The organism is Paenarthrobacter sp. NPDC058040 (assembly GCF_042885775.1).
Lineage (GTDB): Bacteria > Actinomycetota > Actinomycetes > Actinomycetales > Micrococcaceae > Arthrobacter.
In genome coordinates this window covers 271,389-288,390 of sequence record NZ_JBHVRN010000007.1, presented here as the reverse complement: position 1 = coordinate 288,390, position 17,002 = coordinate 271,389, and the positions used below count along the sequence as shown (strand labels likewise).

The 17,002-nt window shown below is 63.8% G+C and carries 16 protein-coding genes; 8 read left to right on the top strand and 8 right to left on the bottom strand.

What is annotated here, in order from left to right; genetic code table 11:
- Positions 1 to 19 precede the first annotated feature (19 nt).
- The 7 genes from uxaC to ACFVSJ_RS12105 are packed head-to-tail and all read right to left on the bottom strand — an operon-like array spanning position 20 to position 7,756.
- Positions 20 to 1,420 (bottom strand): glucuronate isomerase, encoded by a 1,401-nt coding sequence (uxaC, locus tag ACFVSJ_RS12135; protein ID WP_387437045.1) that lies wholly within the window; start codon positions 1,418 to 1,420, stop codon positions 20 to 22.
- Positions 1,421 to 1,424: 4 nt separating this feature from the next.
- Complete coding sequence (locus ACFVSJ_RS12130) at positions 1,425 to 2,351, bottom strand: sugar phosphate isomerase/epimerase family protein (protein ID WP_387437043.1); 927 nt, start codon at positions 2,349 to 2,351, stop codon at positions 1,425 to 1,427.
- Entirely contained in the window at positions 2,348 to 3,538 is a 1,191-nt protein-coding gene (locus tag ACFVSJ_RS12125) for a Gfo/Idh/MocA family protein (RefSeq protein ID WP_387437042.1), read from the bottom strand. The genes ACFVSJ_RS12130 and ACFVSJ_RS12125 overlap by 4 nt, the downstream gene beginning before the upstream one ends.
- A complete protein-coding gene (locus tag ACFVSJ_RS12120; protein WP_387437041.1) occupies positions 3,535 to 4,383 on the bottom strand; it encodes a sugar phosphate isomerase/epimerase family protein in 849 nt (282 codons plus the stop codon). The genes ACFVSJ_RS12125 and ACFVSJ_RS12120 overlap by 4 nt, the downstream gene beginning before the upstream one ends.
- 2 nt (positions 4,384 to 4,385) lie before the next feature.
- Complete coding sequence (locus ACFVSJ_RS12115) at positions 4,386 to 5,321, bottom strand: carbohydrate ABC transporter permease (protein ID WP_387437040.1); 936 nt, start codon at positions 5,319 to 5,321, stop codon at positions 4,386 to 4,388.
- Positions 5,318 to 6,379, bottom strand: a complete 1,062-nt coding sequence (locus ACFVSJ_RS12110) for a carbohydrate ABC transporter permease (protein WP_387437039.1) — start codon at positions 6,377 to 6,379, stop codon at positions 5,318 to 5,320. The genes ACFVSJ_RS12115 and ACFVSJ_RS12110 overlap by 4 nt, the downstream gene beginning before the upstream one ends.
- A gap of 12 nt (positions 6,380 to 6,391) precedes the next feature.
- Entirely contained in the window at positions 6,392 to 7,756 is a 1,365-nt protein-coding gene (locus ACFVSJ_RS12105) for an ABC transporter substrate-binding protein (protein WP_387437038.1), read from the bottom strand.
- Positions 7,757 to 7,884: 128 nt separating this feature from the next.
- Here ACFVSJ_RS12105 and ACFVSJ_RS12100 point away from each other — a divergent pair, with 128 nt between their 5' ends.
- The 5 genes from ACFVSJ_RS12100 (at position 7,885) to ACFVSJ_RS12080 (ending at position 12,303) form a co-directional block, all read left to right on the top strand.
- Positions 7,885 to 8,898 (top strand): LacI family DNA-binding transcriptional regulator, encoded by a 1,014-nt coding sequence (locus ACFVSJ_RS12100; protein ID WP_387437037.1) that lies wholly within the window; start codon positions 7,885 to 7,887, stop codon positions 8,896 to 8,898.
- Positions 8,899 to 9,010: 112 nt separating this feature from the next.
- Positions 9,011 to 9,832: an ammonia-dependent NAD(+) synthetase gene (gene nadE, locus ACFVSJ_RS12095; protein ID WP_387437036.1), complete on the top strand. Its 822-nt coding sequence runs from the start codon at positions 9,011 to 9,013 to the stop codon at positions 9,830 to 9,832.
- 207 nt (positions 9,833 to 10,039) lie between these two features.
- Entirely contained in the window at positions 10,040 to 10,660 is a 621-nt protein-coding gene (locus ACFVSJ_RS12090) for a PadR family transcriptional regulator (RefSeq protein WP_387437035.1), read from the top strand.
- 74 nt (positions 10,661 to 10,734) lie between these two features.
- Positions 10,735 to 11,493, top strand: a complete 759-nt coding sequence (locus ACFVSJ_RS12085) for a MerR family transcriptional regulator (protein ID WP_387437034.1) — start codon at positions 10,735 to 10,737, stop codon at positions 11,491 to 11,493.
- Positions 11,494 to 11,625: 132 nt separating this feature from the next.
- The gene (locus tag ACFVSJ_RS12080; RefSeq protein ID WP_387437033.1) at positions 11,626 to 12,303 is read left to right on the top strand and encodes an HNH endonuclease family protein; all 678 of its coding nucleotides are present in this window, start codon (positions 11,626 to 11,628) and stop codon (positions 12,301 to 12,303) included.
- A gap of 92 nt (positions 12,304 to 12,395) precedes the next feature.
- Here ACFVSJ_RS12080 and ACFVSJ_RS12075 read toward each other — a convergent pair whose 3' ends face one another.
- Positions 12,396 to 13,610 (bottom strand): acyl-CoA dehydrogenase family protein, encoded by a 1,215-nt coding sequence (locus ACFVSJ_RS12075; RefSeq protein WP_387437032.1) that lies wholly within the window; start codon positions 13,608 to 13,610, stop codon positions 12,396 to 12,398.
- A gap of 111 nt (positions 13,611 to 13,721) precedes the next feature.
- On the opposite strand from ACFVSJ_RS12075, the gene ACFVSJ_RS12070 reads away from it, so the two are divergent.
- The 3 genes from ACFVSJ_RS12070 to ACFVSJ_RS12060 all read left to right on the top strand — a co-directional run bounded on the left by ACFVSJ_RS12070 (position 13,722) and on the right by ACFVSJ_RS12060 (position 16,974).
- Positions 13,722 to 15,440, top strand: a complete 1,719-nt coding sequence (locus ACFVSJ_RS12070) for an AMP-binding protein (RefSeq protein WP_387437031.1) — start codon at positions 13,722 to 13,724, stop codon at positions 15,438 to 15,440.
- A 23-nt stretch (positions 15,441 to 15,463) separates the two neighbouring features.
- Positions 15,464 to 15,973, top strand: a complete 510-nt coding sequence (locus ACFVSJ_RS12065) for a MarR family winged helix-turn-helix transcriptional regulator (RefSeq protein ID WP_387437030.1) — start codon at positions 15,464 to 15,466, stop codon at positions 15,971 to 15,973.
- 176 nt (positions 15,974 to 16,149) lie between these two features.
- Positions 16,150 to 16,974 carry a hypothetical protein gene (locus ACFVSJ_RS12060; protein ID WP_387437029.1) on the top strand — a complete coding sequence of 275 codons (825 nt, stop codon included), beginning with the start codon at positions 16,150 to 16,152 and terminating at the stop codon, positions 16,972 to 16,974.
- The last annotated feature ends 28 nt before the right edge of the window (positions 16,975 to 17,002 follow it).

The following is a 17,002-nucleotide window of genomic DNA, read 5'->3' as shown; positions in this document are numbered from 1 at the left end:
GGCAACGCCTCTTGGGAGCTCACAGTTTGAAGACCCTTCTGGGCGAGGAATCCACGACGTCGACAATCAGCTCGTGCGCGCGGTCCTCGCTCACGCGGTGCTCGGCTACGAGCCGGGCGAGGAACGCTGCCTCGATCCGGCGGGAAGCGTCGTGCCGGGCCGGGATGGAACAGAACGCCCGGGTGTCATCGATGAAGCCTGAAGACCTCGAGAAGCCTGCCGTTTCGGTGACGGCCGAACGGAACCGCAACATCGCATCCGGCGCGTCCAGGAACCACCACGGCGCACCGATGTAGACCGACGGGTAGAAGCCCGCCAGGGGTGCCAACTCCCGGGAGAACACGGTCTCGTCCAGGGTGAAGAGGACCAGGTGGAAATCCTTGGCCGTGCCGAAATCCTGCAGCAGCGGGCGGATGGCCTCGGTGTAGTTCACCGCGAAGGGAATGTCGTGCCCGGTGTCGGCGCCGAAGGCCTCGAAGGTGGGGCCGTGGTGGTTGCGGTAGGAGCCCGGATGGATGGTCATCACCAGTCCGTCTTCCACCGACATCCGCGCCATCTGGTACATCATGTGGGCCTCGAACGCATCACGGTCCGCGGCCGTGGCCTGCCCTGCGCGGGCCTTCTCGAAGAGGGCCTCGGCGTCGGCGTCGTCCAGTTTGAGGGTCGCCGGGGTCCGCACGCCATGATCGGCGGACACGGCGCCATGATCCACGAAATAACGACGCCGGTTTTCCAGGGCCGCGATGTAGCCGGCGTAGCCGGTTGCGCCGTCGGCCGCGGTTTCGATCAGCCGCTCGACATTCGACGCCCAAGACGGGTTCGCGATATTGATGTAAGCATCCGGCCGGAACGTTGGCAGCACCCGGCCGTTGAAGGACGGGTCGGCGGCCAGCGCAGCATGGCTGTCCAGCGAGTCGAGGGGATCGTCGGTGGTGGCAAGGACCTCGATGTTGAAGTCCTTGCAGAGTTGCCGCGGACGGAAGTCCGGCTCCACGAGCCGGTCGGAAATGGCGTCGTAGCTGGCGTCCGCGGAGAGCTCGGACAGCTCGGCCCCGAGCTTGAACACCTGCTCGAACTGGGTGCGAAGCCAGTACCCGGACGCGGTGCCCTCGAAGAGCGGCCACGCTTCGACGAACCGCCGCCAGACTCCCCTGGCGCCTTGTGGATTCCCGCCCTGCAACTGCTCCATGGGCACGCCGGAGGCATGTATCAGGCGCGTGACGTAGTGGTCCGGAGTGACCAGGAGCTCGGCAGGGTCGGGAAAGGGAGTGTTCCGTTCGATCACCGCCGCATCCACGTGGCCGTGCGGGGAAATGATGGGGAGATCCTGGACCCTGGACAGCAACCCGCGGGCGATCTCGCGGGTTCTTGGGTCCGCGGGAAGGAGCCGGTCCGGATGGGCTGCGATTGACGGGGACATCGGTTCAGCCTTTCGAGAGCAGGTCAGCGGAGTTGCTTCCGCTGACGGTCAGTCCCGCTGCGGCAGCAGCCCGGCGGAGGAATTCAAGGTTTCCGGCGGTGCGGTCGGCCAGTGGAACCTCCGTTGAAAAGTCCTCCACGGTGACCCATTGGTCGTAGCCCACGGCTGCGAGCGCCTGGAAATAGGCCAGGACACTGCCTTGCCCTTCGGCGAGCGGAGCCCACTCATTGGCCCAAACGGCAGCGCCTGCCGCGTCGCGTTCCTCCGTGCGGACCCAGCGGGCATTCTTGACATGCACGTGGGAAAGGTACGGCCCGAGCAGTTCGAGCCCAGGGAGGAGCGACTCCCAGCCCTCGATGAGCAGGTTGCCCAGGTCGTGGATGACGCCCACGTGCTGTGGGTCCAGGCCCTCCAGGAGCCTTCGCGCAGATGAAGCGGATGCCGTCACGGTGCCGTGGTGCAGTTCAACGAGTGCTTTGACGCCGTGGTGCGCGGCCCGCTCCGCGACCCATTCGTAGTGCTCACGGGTGGCGGCGAACAGTTCGGGATAGGACAGCCCGCTCGGTTCCTGGCCGCCCATGGTCGAGTTGCCCAAAGGAAGGACATTGACCCGGACTTGCCGGGCGCCCAAAGCCGCCGTTGCGGCGAGAACCCGTTCAACGCCGTCGTGGTCGTCACAACGGGCGTACCCACCCAGGCCGGAGTATTCCAGGCCCGCTTCGCGGGTCAGCCGGGCAATTTCAGGGAGGGAGTCTTCAAGCCCGGTCATGGGCCAAGTGGCTTTGTTCCCTGCCCAGAAGCCGGGCTCCGGTGCCTCCGCTTGATCCGTGACGCGCCATTCGATGCCGTGCCAGCCTTGCGCGGCCAGCGTCGTGGCAGCCTCTTCCGGAGTCCATTCCGGGGTGGATGCCGTGAAGACGGAGAATTTCATGCCGTGACCTCCTCAAAGTGGCCGTTTCCGGTGCGTACCTGCACGTCGTTGTACTTGCCCGCCAGGACGTCGGCGATCAGGACCGGCTTGCCAAGGGTCGCCGATACGTACAGCGCCCGGACCGTGCCGAGGGCGGTGATGGCATCCTGGATGGTGACGCCGGGTGCCCTGCGGTTGCGGATGGCGTCCACGACGTCGCGGTACTGACGGATGTGTCCGGCCGGGTAGACCGTGGGGTCCAGGTTGGTATCCACCGCTGGTTCGTCGAACGTGGCCAGCTCCGCCTCGGCTTGGTTTCCACCGCCGCGGACACCCATCGGATTCTTGTTGACTTCCTCCGGGTCCCCTGCGTGGAAGTACTCGAGATTGTCGTTGTCGATGACGGCCGAACCGGTTGAACCCATGACCTGGAGCCGGACAGTGAGTCCCGGGTAGGCCGCCGTGGTTGCGTGAAGCACCGCGAGCGCGCCGGATTCGAAGGTCAGGGTGGCCACCGCAGTGTCCTCGACCTCAACGTCCGTGTGTGCGAGCAACGCCGTCTTGGCGCTGATCTCCACCGGCTTGCCCAGGAACCAGAGAAGGAGGTCCACGGTGTGCACACCTTGGTTCATGACCGCACCGCCGCCGTCCATGGCCCACGTTCCGCGCCACGCGCCGGAATCGTAGTAGCCCTGGCTGCGGAACCAGCTCACCGATGCGATGGCCGAGGTCAACCGACCGAACCGCCCTGCGCGGCGTGCCTTGTCCACCAGGACCGACGCCGGATCGAAACGGTGCTGGCTGATGACGGTGGCAACGAGTCCCTTGTCCTCCGCATCTTTTGCTGCGGCCAGGATTTCGTCTGCCCGGTCCAGGTTCACATCCAGCGGTTTCTCGATGACAACGTGTTTGCCGGCGGCCAGCACCTCCAGCGCCTGCTCGATGTGCAGGCCGCTGGGAGTTGCGATGATGACGAGGTCGACGTCGTCACCCGCCAGCGCTTCACGCAGGCTCCCGAACGTGGCCGGGCGGGCGGCACCGGTGTCTTCGATCTGCTGTGCCAGGGCTGTTGCGGCTTCCTCGATCTCGTCCACGAGCGCCGTGACGCGCAGTTCAGGCAATTCGCCGACGGCGGCTGCGTGCGTCCTGCCGATGCTGCCGCACCCGGCAATGGCTACGTTGATGATCCGGTTCGTATCAGTGCTCACTTGGTTTCCACTCCAGCTTCGTTCACTACTTTTGCAAAGGCTCGTGCTGCCATTCCGAACGCGGTGGGTCCGGAGAATCCGCCGAGCCCGTGGGCGCCGGCGAGGTGTGGTTCGAGGCTGGCGAAGCCCACGTAACCGTCTTCCTTCAGGGCTTTGACTGTCCGGAGCAGGTCGCCGTCGCCTTCACCGGAGGGAACCACCACTCCATCAGCGAACCGGGCGTCCTTGACCTGCAGGTACTCCAGATGGGGCCGCAGCTTTGCGTATCCCTCATCGAAGGGCTTGACGCCCACTTGGACGAAGTTTGCCGGGTCCCAGGCGACTTTCAGGGCCGGCGAGTCCACGGACTCAATGATGTCGAGCACGCGATCGGGGGTGTCTCCGAAAATGTCCTTCTCGTTCTCGTGAAGAAGGACCACGTCCTGCTCTTCCGCCAAGGCCGCCAAAGCGCGCATCCGCACGATGACCTCGTCCCGGATGCTGTCCACAGCCACGCCTTCTCCGTAGTAGAAGGAGAAGATCCGGATATAGCGGGCGCCCAGCACGTGTGCCGCATTGGCTGCCCGGCGCAGGCGGTCCAGTTCGTGTTCCACCGGGAGGCTCACGTCCACCTTGCCGATGGGAGAAGCGATTGCGGAAACCCCCATACCGGCGTCCTCCAGGAGGGACTTGAGCTGCTCGAGCTGACCGGCGTCGAGATCCACGATGTTGGTGCCCCACGCGCTGCGTACTTCAATGTGGTTCGCGCCGAGGGCCTGCAGCACAGCGATCTGGACCACTGGATCATCACTGATCTCATCGCCGAACCCGGAGAGCGTCCACTCGACTTTTGCTGAACCTGTCATTGCTATTTGACTCCTCCGGCGGTCAGACCGCCCACTAGGTAACGTTGGAAAATCAGGTAGAGAATCACGACGGGCGCCGCACACACCAGCGAGGCCGCCATCATTTGGCCGTACAGGGGAATTGCTCCACCCTCCTGGGAAGCTCCAAAGATCTGCAGGGCCACGGCTGCCGTCTGGCTTTCTGGCCGGGTCATCACCGAGGCAAAGAGGACATCGTTCCAGCCAAGCAGGAAGGCGAAGATGCCCGAGACCACAATTCCGGGCCAGCTGAGCGGGAGGATGATCCGGACCAGGACGCCCAGGTTGCTGGCGCCGTCGATCCTTGCCGCCTCTTCCAGTTCGCGTGGCAAGCCGCGCAGATAGGTGACCATCACCCAGGTGGAGAAGGGCATCGCGAACGTCAGGTAGGTGACAAAGAGGCCCCATTGCGTACCGATCACCTGGATGCCAAGGTAGCTGGCGGCCGAAGAGAAGAGCACGAACACCGGAAGGACCATCAGCGTACCCGGCACCGACTGCAGCGCCAGGAGGCCGCGAAGGATGGTCAGCCGCCCGCGGAATTGGTAGCGGACCAGCACGTAGGCGATGGACACGGACATGGCTGCCGACACCACGGCGGTGGCGCCGGCTACCAGGACGCTGTTTGCAAGGCCCTTCGCCAGGCCCACGCTGGACCAGATCTTGGTGTAGTTCTCCAGCGAGAAGCTGGACGGCCAAAACTCGCCGTTGGCGACGCCGATATCCGAGTTCACCGATGCCAGGAAAATGTAGGCAACCGGGATCAGGACGATGGCGCTCAGGACCGTGAGGATGATGGCCAGCATCGGGCCAGGCAGGAGCCGGGTGACTTCGTGCTGCCGCTTTGAACCGGGCCGGAACGTAGCCACCGACGGGTCCGGGCGGGACGTGCCGCGGACCGAGGTGGTTGATGCGCTCACTTCTTGCCTCCCGGCGTCTCGGCGTCGTCCAACTTGACGGCGCGAAGGTAGATGAACAGCGGAATGGCGATCAACACCAGGGACACAAACGCCATGGCGGCGCTGAGGCCGAAACGGAAGCTCTGGAAACTGGTGACGTAGGTGAGGATCGGCAGAACTTCGACGTCGGATGGGGCCGGGACGCCGAACAGCACGAACGGGAGCGTGAAGTTATTGATGTGGTGCAGCATGCCGATCAGGAAAGCCAGAGACAGCGGGCCCTTGAGATACGGGAAGACGACATAGCGCAGTTTGTTCCACCACAGAGCGCCGTCCAGGGCCGAGGCCTCATGGACTTCGTGGTCCACGGATTGCAGGCCGGAAAGTGCCAGCAGGTAGATGAACGGCCAGGATGCCCAAATCTGGACCAGGATCAGCGTCCAATATGTTTGCGGCCCGTTGAGCCAGAGCCCACCGTCCACGCCGAACACACCCAGTGCGGAGTTGATGACTCCGTCCGGCTGGAACATGGTCCGCCACACTGTTGCCACCACGAAGGAAGGGAGCACGTACGGGATCAAGAAGATCGAACGTATGAGCGCCCTGCCCTTGAAGGCATTCTGAGTAGCAACAGCCGCTGCGATGCCCAAGGGCAAGGTGACGAGCATGGCGATCAGCGAGTAGCTGACGCTCAGCCACACCGAGTGGAGCAGCGGCGAATCGGTCAAGGCCTCCACAAAGTTCTCGACGCCGATGAACGGTGCGCTGACCCACTTGCGCAGCGAGTACTGGTCGAGGTTGAGCGCCGACATGTAGATACCCAGGAACAGCGGGACCACGATGATGACGAACATCAGGACGCCGCCGGGGATCAGCATCCACAGTGGACGGTTCCGCTCGCTCAAGCCCTTGCGGCGGACAGGTTTCCGGCCACCGCCGGCCGGCTGGAGGGTTCCTGTGTCTGCGGCCGGTGAGGCACCGGCGTCGAGCGCTGGCTCTGTCGACCCGGACCGGGCCAGCTGCCCGCGGGCAGCCGGACCGGACACAGGTTTCATTTCCCTGAAGGAATCAGTGGACATGGGAGACCCTGCCTAGGACTTCGCAGCCCGGTCGAGGGAAGCCTGGCCCTTGGACTGGGCGTCCTTCAAGCGTGATTCCAGGGCACTCTCATCAACGGATCCCTTGGCCAGGTCCGGGATGGACTGGACGGTCACGTTCAGGAGGCCCAGCTGGATATCGCCCCAAGCACCGGTGAAGGGTGTTGCCTTGGACTTGCCCGCAGCATCCGCGATGGGCTTCAGCTTGGGATCAGTCAGGGTTGCCAGTGCCTCGGCATTGGCAGGGAGCTCGCCGAAGATCTTCTGGTAGTTCAACTGCTCGTCCTTGGAAGTGATCAGCTCGACATAGGCGAACGCCAAGTCCTTCTGCTGGGAGTAGTCGGCTACCACTACGTTGTCGCCGGAGAGGATGCTTGCGGCCTTGTCGCCGTCGCCCTTGGGGGAAGACTCGCCCGGAGCCGTGGTGGGCATCAGGGAGTAGGCGTACTTGCCGGCGATAGCGGACTTGTCCAGGGTGGGAATGGAGCTGGACGTGGTCATCATCAGGTATCCGGCCTTGCCGGAGGCGAAGGCTGCTACCGCGTTGCTGTTGCTCCAGCCGATCGCTGCCGGATCCACCACCTTGTCCTTGGTGAGCCAGCCGAAGTAGGTTTCGTAGGCCTTCTTGACTGTGGGGTCATCCATCTTCAGCTTGTTGCCGTCCACCAGCGGATTGCCTGCCTGCACGGACATGGCCCAGATAAACTTCCAGGGATCAAAGTTGTCCTTGTACCCGGTGGCCAGACCGTAGGTTCCCGCGCTGGCGTTGGTCATTTTCTTTGCCTGCTCGGCGAGCTCGTCCCACGAGGTTGCAGGCTTTTCGATACCCGCCGCTGCCAGGAGGTCCTTGTTATAAGCCATGACGAACGGACGGCTGACAAACGGGATGCCTGCTTGGTGCTCGGAGTCCGGGCCGGAGATGCCAAGGGCGGCGGGGTTGAACCGGTCCTTGCCGCCTACTTTCTTCCAGTCGTCCTCGGAAAGAGTCACGAAGGCTTTGGTGGCGTAGGCAGTTGGCGTGAATGTGGTGCCCAGGGTGTAGACGTCCGGGCCCTGGCCGGAAACAACAGAGGTCTGGATGCGGGTCAGTTCGTCGTTTGCTGATGCGAAGGTCTCAAATTTCACCTCCGCGCCGGTCTTTGCCTTGAACTTGGCGGCGATGTCACTCTGCCACTTCTTCTGCTCTTCCGGATACTGGTTGTTGACGCCGGTCAGGACATTCAGTGTCTTGCCTGTTCCGTCAACGGCACCCCCGGAGCTGGCCGACGTCGTGCTGTTGCCGCTCCCGCCGCAGGCTGTCAGTGCCAGCGCGGCAGTCAGAGCGACGGCGGCAAGCTTGGCTGATGGTGCAAACCTCATTGTTTCCTCCTTGGATACACAGCCCGGTAGTGGTCTACGTCACAGGGGCTTCGGCTTCGAGTCTAGGAGTGTGGCAAAGCTGCGGCAAGCGGTTGCCAAAAGTTGCCATGAGATGGTGCAATCTTTTTATGGCTGAGACGAACGGGCGGGGATCCGCACCCACAATCAAGGATGTTGCTGCCTTGGCGGGAGTGGCAACATCCACTGTCTCCAGGGCCCTTTCCAACCCGGACCGCGTGAACCGGGCAACCCGTGAACGCATCGAGAAAGTGGCCGCCGAGCTCAACTACGTCCCCAGTTCGCAGGCCCGCAGCCTTAGCTCCGGCCGAACCAATGCCATCGCCCTGCTGGTTCCCGACGTCACCAACCCGTTCTACTTCGACATCATCCGCGGCACCCAGAACCAGCTCAAAGCCGCCGGCTACACCCAGCTGCTGGTGGACACCGAAGAGTCGGCCGAAATGGAAGCCGACACCCTGCAGAAGATGCAGCGGACCGCCGACGGATTCATCCTTGCCGCCTCCCGCCTCACCGATGCCCAGATTCTGGAGGCGGCAAGCTCGCAGGCAATCGTCACCATCAACCGCTCCTCAGCCAACGCCCCCACCGTGGTCATCGACACCCCCGGCGCCGTAGTCCAGGCCCTTGAACACCTGACATCACTGGGCCACACCAGGATCTGCTACGTCGGCGGGCCGGCGTCGTCATGGTCAAACGCCAAACGCTGGAAGACTTTTGAAGACGAAAGCCGTGATCGCGGACTGACCACCTCCCGGGTAGGACCCTTCACCCCCAAAACAACGTCCGGAGCAGCAGCCGCCGACGCTGCGGCGCGAACCGGGGCAACGGCCTGCATTGTCTTCAACGACCTCCTGGCCATCGGCATGCTGCAGCGCCTTCGGGAGCGCGGGATCCGCGTCCCTGAAGACATGAGCATTGTGGGCTGCGACGACATTTTCGGCGCCGACTTCTGCAATCCACCCCTCACCACCATGGCTTCACCGATTGAGCAGGCAGGGCGGGTGGCCGTGTCCATGCTCCTGGCCCAACTGGATCGGCTTCACGCCGGTTCCAGCCGGCGGCTAGCTGTCATGCCGACGCACCTCACCGTGCGGGGCTCAACAGGCCCGGCACCCAAGTAGGTCGCAGCAGAGCGCGTTTAGCGGGCCCATAACGCGCACAACTGCGACTTAGTTGGGTCTCCGGCGGCAATATGGTTGAGCGGTCACAAGTGCGCTGGCTAGTGTTGAACCCATGCGCGAACTCCAGGCAAAGATCATCGAGGAAATGGGCGTCCAGCCCCGGATCAATCCCGCAGAGGAGGTTCGCAAACGCGTCGCTTTCCTGAAGGACTACCTGAAGGCGACGGGCACGAAAGGTTTTGTGCTCGGCATCTCCGGCGGCATCGACTCGTCATTGGCCGGAAGGCTCGCCCAGCTCGCCGTCGAGGAGCTTGAGGCTGAAGGTGTCGAGGCCAACTTCGTAGCAGTCCGCTTGCCGTACGGCATCCAGCACGACGAAGACGACGCCCAGGCCGCACTGGACTTCATCAAGGCCAAGACCGAGTGGACGTTCAACATCTCCAGCGCCGTGGACGGCTTCGAGGATGAGTTCGAGAAGACCACGGGTGCCGCGATTTCCGACTTCCACAAGGGCAACACCAAGGCCCGTGCCCGCATGATCGCCCAGTACGCACTCGCCGGAGAACACAACTACCTGGTGATCGGAACCGACCACGGCGCCGAGTCCGTGACGGGCTTCTTCACCAAATACGGCGACGGCGGTGCGGATATCCTGCCGCTGTTCGGCCTGAACAAACGCCAGAACCGTGAGCTCCTGGGCGAACTGGGCGCCCCTTCCCGCGTGTGGGAGAAGGTTCCGACGGCCGACCTCCTGGACGGCACCCCCGGCCGCACCGACGAGGACGAACTCGGCATCACCTACGACCAGATCGACGACTACCTCGAGGGCCGCGACGTACCCGAGGGCGTCGCAGCGCTCATCGAACAGAAGTACCTCCGGACCCGGCACAAGCGCACCGTTCCGGTCACGATCTTCGATACCTGGTGGAAATAGCCGGAGACAACGCCAAAACCCCGACGGCGGGTGCGGACTTAGCGATAAGTCCGCACCCGCCGTCGTGCGTTAACGACGCTCTCTCACCTAACGCCCCCTTCAGCCAAACGCTCTCTCACTACCCTTTGACGTCCCGATAGTTACCGATATATCGTTAACTATCGCCGATACTCCATCGGTGAAACCTACCGAAAGGACGATGCTGTTATGAAAGGCATCCACGAAAATGAACACCACTCTCCCGAGCAGGGTCCGGGTTTCCCCGGCCGTGGACGGTTTGGCCGCGGCGCAGGGCGTCGGGGTCCGGGCGGTCACGGCGGCGGATTCGGGCCAGGCTTCGGTCCTGGATTTGGACCCGGCGGATTCGGCCCCCGCGGATTCGGACCGGGCGGTCCGCGCCGCAACCGCGGTGACGTCCGCGCGGCAATCCTGTCGCTGCTCGCCGAATCCCCATCGAACGGCTACGGCCTGATCAAGACCATCGCGGAGAAGACCTCCGGCGCGTGGCGTCCCAGCCCGGGATCCGTCTACCCGACCCTGCAGCAGTTGGTTGATGAGGACCTCATCACCGCTACGGGCGAGGGGCGGCGCACCGAGTTCACCCTCACCGACGCCGGCCGCGAATACGTGGCCGAACACGAAGAGGAACTCGCCAACGCCTGGAATACCGGCGTGGACGGGACCGACCACGAGTTCCACCAGAGCATCGGGAAGCTCATGGGAGCCATCCACCAGTTCCGCACCACGGCCACAGAGGAACAGCGCAAGGCAGCCATCGAGAAGCTCGATGAAACCCGCCGCGCGCTGTACCTGATCCTGGCCGACTAGTGCCACACTCATCCCCTTGACCTTGACGTAACGTCAACCTCTACTGTCAAAGGACAGGCACGGACGGAGGACGGATGGACTGGTCAATCCAGGAAATCGCGAGGATGGCAGGAACCACCAGCCGAACGCTGCGTCACTACGACGACATCGGGCTGCTCAAACCAAGCCGGACCGGACATAACGGCTACCGCTATTACGACGGTCCGGCCTTGGTTCAACTCCAGCGCATCCTCTTGCTGCGGGAGCTCGGATTGGGCCTGCCGGCGATATCAGACGTGCTGGCCAGGGAGACGGACACCGTCAAAGCCTTGAGCGGCCATCTGGAATGGCTCGGGCGGGAACGGGACCGCTTGGCCAGGCAGATCGCCTCCGTGCAGCAAACCATCGAGACATTGAAAGGGGATGGAAAGTACATGGCACAGGACATGTTTGACGGCTTCGACCACACTCAGTACAAGGACGAGGTGGAGGAGCGATGGGGCAAGGACGCCTACGCCGCGAGTGATGCGTGGTGGCGTGGCATGAGCCCTGACGAAAAGCAGGAATGGAAGGACCGTTCACAGAAGCTTGGCAGCGACTGGATTGCGGCCGCGATGTCCGGGGTTTCGCCTGACAGCGCAGAAGCCCAGGATCTCGCACGGCGCCACGTCGAGTGGCTGCGCGGTACTCCGGGAACCCCCTCCGCCGCTCCCGGGGGCGATGTGAAGGGGTACGTCATTGGGCTTGGCGAAATGTACGTCGCCGATCCGCGCTTCGCGGCCAACTACGGCGGGGAGTCCGGTGCATCATTTGTGCGGGACGCGTTGCGGGTCTACGCGGAGGCGAACCTGTAGAACAGGCCGGAGCAAATTCCAGCCTTGTAATTCAGCCAACTAGAATCCCCGAGGGTGTTTTCCCAAAAGCGCCCCAGTCGGCCGTTGACTCGCGGCCTGATGTCATGAAGAAGGGGATTCTTTTTGTCGGCTTTGCCCACACACGTCCTATCCGGCTGGCGACGCTTAGGCGCCCTTGTCCTGGCGGTATCGCTCGCACTGCTCCTGGGAAGCTGCGCGCCCGGTCCCGTCGAAGCCACTGGCGTTCGTGGTGCCTCCCAAGCACTCGACGCCCTGGCTGCCCTCCCTATCAAAGGCCGCGCGCCGAAAACCGGATACGACCGCGACCTTTTCGGGCAAGCCTGGGCCGACGTCGACCGCAATGGATGCGATACCCGGAACGACATCCTCAAACGTGACCTCACGGCCATCAGTTACACCAACAGCGTTCCGTGCAAAGTCCAAAGCGGCACACTCGCCGACCCCTACACGGCCAAGACCATCGCCTTTGTCCGCGGCACCACCACAAGCTCAGCTGTACAAATCGACCATGTGGTTGCTCTCAGCGACGCCTGGCAAAAAGGGGCCCAGCAGCTGAGCCTCGAAAAGCGCACCGCCCTCGCGAACGATCCGCTGAACCTGCAAGCCACCGATGGACCCACCAACCAACAAAAGGGCGACGGCGACGCCGCCACCTGGTTGCCGCCCAGCAAAGCCTTCCGCTGCGAATACGTTGCACGGCAGATTTCCGTCAAGGCCGCGTACAAGCTCTGGGTAACGCAGGCTGAACACGACGCCATGGCGCGGATCCTTGGAGATTGCCCGGCCTAGGTGGTTCGGGAAGTGAAATAGTTTGGCAAGGATCTTTTCACTTAGTCCACTAAGTGAAAAGATCCTTGATCACCACAGCAGCCAGGGCTCCTTTAAACAAACGCCGACTTCCCCGTTACCGCGCGGGCCACGATCATCGAGTTGATCTCGTAGCTGCCCTCGTACGTATAGAGAATCTCAGCGTCTCCGAAGAGCTTGCCCATCTGGTAGTCCGTGGTGATTCCATTCCCACCCAGCAGCGAGCGCCCCATCGCCACGGAGGAACGGGCCAAGCGGGTGGTGGTGGCTTTGGCCATGGCGGCCTGGACCATCTCGAGCTTGCCGGCCTCCTGGATGCGGGCCAGCTCAACCATCAGGGAAAGGGACGCGTGGGCGTTCCCCAGGATGTCCGCGAGTTGCTGTTGGACCAACTGGAAGCGCGCCAACTCCCTGCCGAATTGGAAACGGCTCAAGGCATAGGACCGGGCGACGTCGAACGCGGCCAGCTGGATCCCTGCGGCCTGCCATCCCACCCACGCCCGGGAATCCCGGAGGAGGTCGTTGGCACGGGAAAACTCCGTGGCGCCGGGAAGGAGATTAGACAACGGCACGCGGACCTCATCCAAAAGAATGTCGGCATTCTGCATGATCCGCAGGCCGATCTTGTGTGAGATTTTGGTGGCCGTGTAGCCGGGTCGGTCCGTCTCAACAATGAAGCCCTTGACGTGCCCGTCGGCCTCGTCGCGCGCCCACACCAAGGCGAAGTCCGCGATGGTCCCCGCTCCGATCCAGCGTTTGGCACCGTTGATGACCCATTCGCCGCCGTCGCGCCGCGCCGTCGTCGAGAGTCCTCCGGCGATGTCGGAACCGTGCTCGGGTTCGGTGAGTGCGAAGGCACCCAGTTGCGTGAAAGTCTCGAGCCCCGGCAACCAGCGTTGCTTCTGCTCGGGGGAACCCAACTCGTGGATCATTCCGACAATGAGTTCGTTGTGGATGCCCACCAACGCGGAGAGCGAGACGTCGGCCCTGGCAATTTCGGTGTACATGAGCCCTTTGAAGAGCTTGGACGAACCGTCCGTCTGCAGCCTGCCAAGCCCGAACTTGGCCATGTCGGCAAGCAGGCCAAAGGGGAATTCTTCCCTGTTCCAGTAGTCGATGCTCGCGGCCCGCACCTGCGATTGGAGGAACTCCCGCACTTCAACGTAACGGGCGCGCTCCCCGGCCGGGAGCAGGTCCACTACGTACATCAGGTCCGCCTCCGGATAAGGAGGGAGGACATTTTCCTTGGCTGCACCGCTTGTGGCAGTGCCGGCTTTCTCGTCGAGCATGTGACCCCTTCGTCATGTCCCGCGCAGGCTCTTCCAAACCCTTGGATGTCCTAGTATATTGCAAGGTGATGTGGATCACTAGGGCATCGATGCCCCAGCGAAAGGCGGACTATGACAGTCACTGACGACTTCCGTGCGGCCCGCGACCGCCTGCTCGAGCTTCGTGAGGACTACCAGCAGGCCCACGGTGACTTCGAGTGGCCCCGCTTCGAAAACTTCAACTTCGCCCTGGATTGGTTCGACCAGCTCGCAGCAGACCCGGCGCGAAAGGACCACCCGGCACTGGTCATCGTGGAGCAGGACGGCAGTTCCACCCGTCGCACCTATGAAGAACTCTCCCAGCGGTCTTCCCAACTGGCCAACTGGCTCCGGATTCAGGGCATCCAACGCGGCGACCACATGATCATCATGCTCGGCAACCAGGTGGAACTCTGGGAGCTCATGCTGGCCGGCATCAAGCTGGGCATTGTCATGATCCCCACCACCACGCTCATGGGCGCCCGGGACCTGCAGGACCGGGTGGAGCGTGGCGGCGCGGGCTGGGTGGCTGTGGGCAGCGCCAACATAGCCAAGTTCGCCGATGTCGAGGGCACCTACACGCTGATCGAAGTTGGCCAGGAAGCCACCAGCAAGGCGGCTAAACACTATAAAGATTCGTACGACGCCGGCACGGACTTCACGCCCGACGCCCCCACCCGGGCGGACGAGACACTGCTGCTGTACTTCACGTCCGGGACAACGTCGCGGGCCAAGCTCGTGGAACACACGCATACCTCCTACCCTGTGGGACACCTGTCCACGATGTACTGGATCGGCGTGGAACCCGGTGACGTCCACCTCAACGTCGCTTCGCCGGGTTGGGCCAAGCACGCATGGTCCAACGTCTTCACGCCCTGGATCGCCGAGGCCTGCGTCTTCATCTACAACTACGAGCGCTTCGACGCGAAAGCCCTCATGGAACAGATGGACCGGGAAGGCGTCACGAGCTTCTGCGCCCCGCCCACCGTGTGGCGTATGCTCATCCAAGCCGACCTGACACAGCTCAAGAACCCTCCGCACAAGGTGGTGTCCGCCGGCGAACCGCTCAACGCGGAGGTCATCGGCCAAATCGAGGAAGCCTGGGGCGTGACCATCAGGGACGGCTTCGGCCAAACCGAAACCACCGTCCAGATCGCCAACACCCCTGCGCAACCGGTGAAGATCGGCTCCATGGGGAGGCCCCTCCCCGGTTACGACGTGGTCCTGGTGGACCCGCTCACCGGCCAGGAGTCCGACGACGGCGAGCTCTGCTTGCGCTTGGACCCGCGGCCCGTGGGGCTCATGAAAAGCTACTTCGGCGACGAAGCGAAAACAGCCGAAGCCTTCCGCGATGGCTACTACCACACGGGCGATATGGCCAGCCGGGACGCCGACGGCGTCATCACCTACGTTGGGCGTGACGACGACGTCTTCAAGTCCTCGGACTACCGATTGTCGCCCTTCGAACTCGAAAGCGTCCTGATCGAACACCCCGCAGTGGCGGAGGCCGCCGTCGTACCTTCGCCTGACGCGGTGAAGCTGTCGGTGCCCAAAGCGTTCGTGGTGCTGGCCGCCGGCTACGAACCGGGGCCCGCTGTCGCCGAGGACATCCTCCGGTACGCCCGCGAGCACCTGGCACCGTTCAAAAGGATCCGGAGGCTCGAATTCGGCGAACTGCCCAAGACAATTTCGGGCAAGATCCGCCGGGTTGAGCTGCGCGGCACGGAGATCAAACGGCGCAGCGACGGTCCGCTGCCCTCGGGGCTTGGCGTGGAATACACCGAGGAAGAGTTTCCGAATCTGAAAGACTGATTCCCCACCCACTAAGGAGGCCCATGGGCAACCCGCTCCCCCGAGACCCCATTGCCGACGCCCAACGGAACTGGGAACGGCATGGTTGGGGCGATGTCGCCGCGCCCATGGCTGCCATCACCGCGATCATGCGCACGCAGCAGATCCTGCTCGCCCGCATCGAAACTGTGCTCAAGCCCTTCGGACTGACCTTCGCGCGCTACGAACTCCTCGCCCTGCTCAGCTTCGCCCGCAGCGGAGCGCTGCCCATGAACAAAGCCAGCGCTCTCCTGCAGGTGCACCCCACCTCGGTGACCAACGCCGTCGACCGTTTGGAACGGGCCGCCCTGGTGGCCCGTTCACCCCACCCCACGGACGGCCGCACCACGTTGATCGAGCTCACCGCCGAGGGCCGCACGCTCGCGAAAAAGGCGACGGCGGCACTCAACGCCGAGGTTTTCGGCAAGTCGGGTTTTGGGGACGACGACGTCGATCACCTCATCCGCGTGCTGGGCACCTTCCGCAGGGACGCCGGAGACTTCACGGACGAGTAGTTTTTCGCGCTGGAATGTCAGCCCAAGCGTCTGTACCCGAAGCCCGTGCGAGCGTATCCTGTTACCCCATTGCCAAATAGGGGGTGGGCTGTTTGGCCAAGGAACCAAGACGCCGCAGTATGTTGCTGCGCCCTCTCCTCTTGGCCACGCTGGTCTCTTCTGTTTGGATTCTGTGGGTGACGGGTCCTTCGGCAGCGGCCGCGGACATCCTGCCCGCCGTTCCTCCGCTTCCGAACGGCGCCCCCGCACTGACGCAGCCCGTGCAACCGCCGCCAGTTGAACCGCTGACGGACGCTGTGGAGCCGGTGGGCGTGGCCCTGGCTCCTCCGGCGGTCCCGGCTCCGGCGGTCCCGCTCCCGGCTCCCCCGGCGGCCCCGCTGCCGGCGATTCCCGCGCTTCCCGCCGTAACTGTCCCCGCCGTCCAACTCCTCGGCCAGACACTACCTGCTGTCCCGGAACTTCCCGTGGTGGGCGATATCCCGGAGATCCTTCCCGACGTTCCTGATGGCCTGTCTGCGCCCGAGCTTCCGGCGCCTGGGTTGACAGTGCCCGCACTGCCGGCAGCAGCACCGCCAGCACCACCGGCAGCGCCGCCGGCAGCAGCACCGCCAGCACTGACCGTCTCGATGGCAGCACCGCCCGCACCGCCGCTTCCCGCGCTGCCACCCGCCGTCGTTCTTCAACCCATGCCGCCTGCGGAGCCTCTGCCCGAAAACATTCCGCTCCCGCTGAACCTGCCGGTGTTCGATCCAGCGGGTGTTGCGGCTGCTGCCACGCCAGCCCCCGGCCGCCCGGCTCCCGGGGCGCCTCTGGATCCTTTGCCAACGCCGCGAACTGCTGGCGGTCCCGGCGCAGGCGGCTCAAGCACGTCCGCCCCCGGAACGTCCGACATCCCTGACGTTCTCTCCCCGCTGCCACCACCCCGAGCGGGTCCAGTGACGGACCCGCAGCGAACGGCAGCACCACAACCTTCGTTCGATCCAGGGTCCCGACCCGACTGATGCGGTGGCTCCTGCTCCGGCAGGCACC

What these genes read in the sequence shown, in the direction of transcription:
- uxaC (WP_387437045.1), bottom strand. Translation starts at nt 1,420, where the DNA reads ATGTCCCCGTCAATCGCAGCCCATCCGGACCGGCTCCTTCCCGCGGAC.
- ACFVSJ_RS12130 (WP_387437043.1), bottom strand. Translation starts at nt 2,351, where the DNA reads ATGAAATTCTCCGTCTTCACGGCATCCACCCCGGAATGGACTCCGGAA.
- ACFVSJ_RS12120 (WP_387437041.1), bottom strand. Translation starts at nt 4,383, where the DNA reads ATGACAGGTTCAGCAAAAGTCGAGTGGACGCTCTCCGGGTTCGGCGAT.
- ACFVSJ_RS12110 (WP_387437039.1), bottom strand. Translation starts at nt 6,379, where the DNA reads ATGTCCACTGATTCCTTCAGGGAAATGAAACCTGTGTCCGGTCCGGCT.
- ACFVSJ_RS12105 (WP_387437038.1), bottom strand. Translation starts at nt 7,756, where the DNA reads ATGAGGTTTGCACCATCAGCCAAGCTTGCCGCCGTCGCTCTGACTGCC.
- ACFVSJ_RS12100 (WP_387437037.1), top strand. Translation starts at nt 7,885, where the DNA reads ATGGCTGAGACGAACGGGCGGGGATCCGCACCCACAATCAAGGATGTT.
- nadE (WP_387437036.1), top strand. Translation starts at nt 9,011, where the DNA reads ATGCGCGAACTCCAGGCAAAGATCATCGAGGAAATGGGCGTCCAGCCC.
- ACFVSJ_RS12090 (WP_387437035.1), top strand. Translation starts at nt 10,040, where the DNA reads ATGAAAGGCATCCACGAAAATGAACACCACTCTCCCGAGCAGGGTCCG.
- ACFVSJ_RS12085 (WP_387437034.1), top strand. Translation starts at nt 10,735, where the DNA reads ATGGACTGGTCAATCCAGGAAATCGCGAGGATGGCAGGAACCACCAGC.
- ACFVSJ_RS12075 (WP_387437032.1), bottom strand. Translation starts at nt 13,610, where the DNA reads ATGCTCGACGAGAAAGCCGGCACTGCCACAAGCGGTGCAGCCAAGGAA.
- ACFVSJ_RS12070 (WP_387437031.1), top strand. Translation starts at nt 13,722, where the DNA reads ATGACAGTCACTGACGACTTCCGTGCGGCCCGCGACCGCCTGCTCGAG.
- ACFVSJ_RS12065 (WP_387437030.1), top strand. Translation starts at nt 15,464, where the DNA reads ATGGGCAACCCGCTCCCCCGAGACCCCATTGCCGACGCCCAACGGAAC.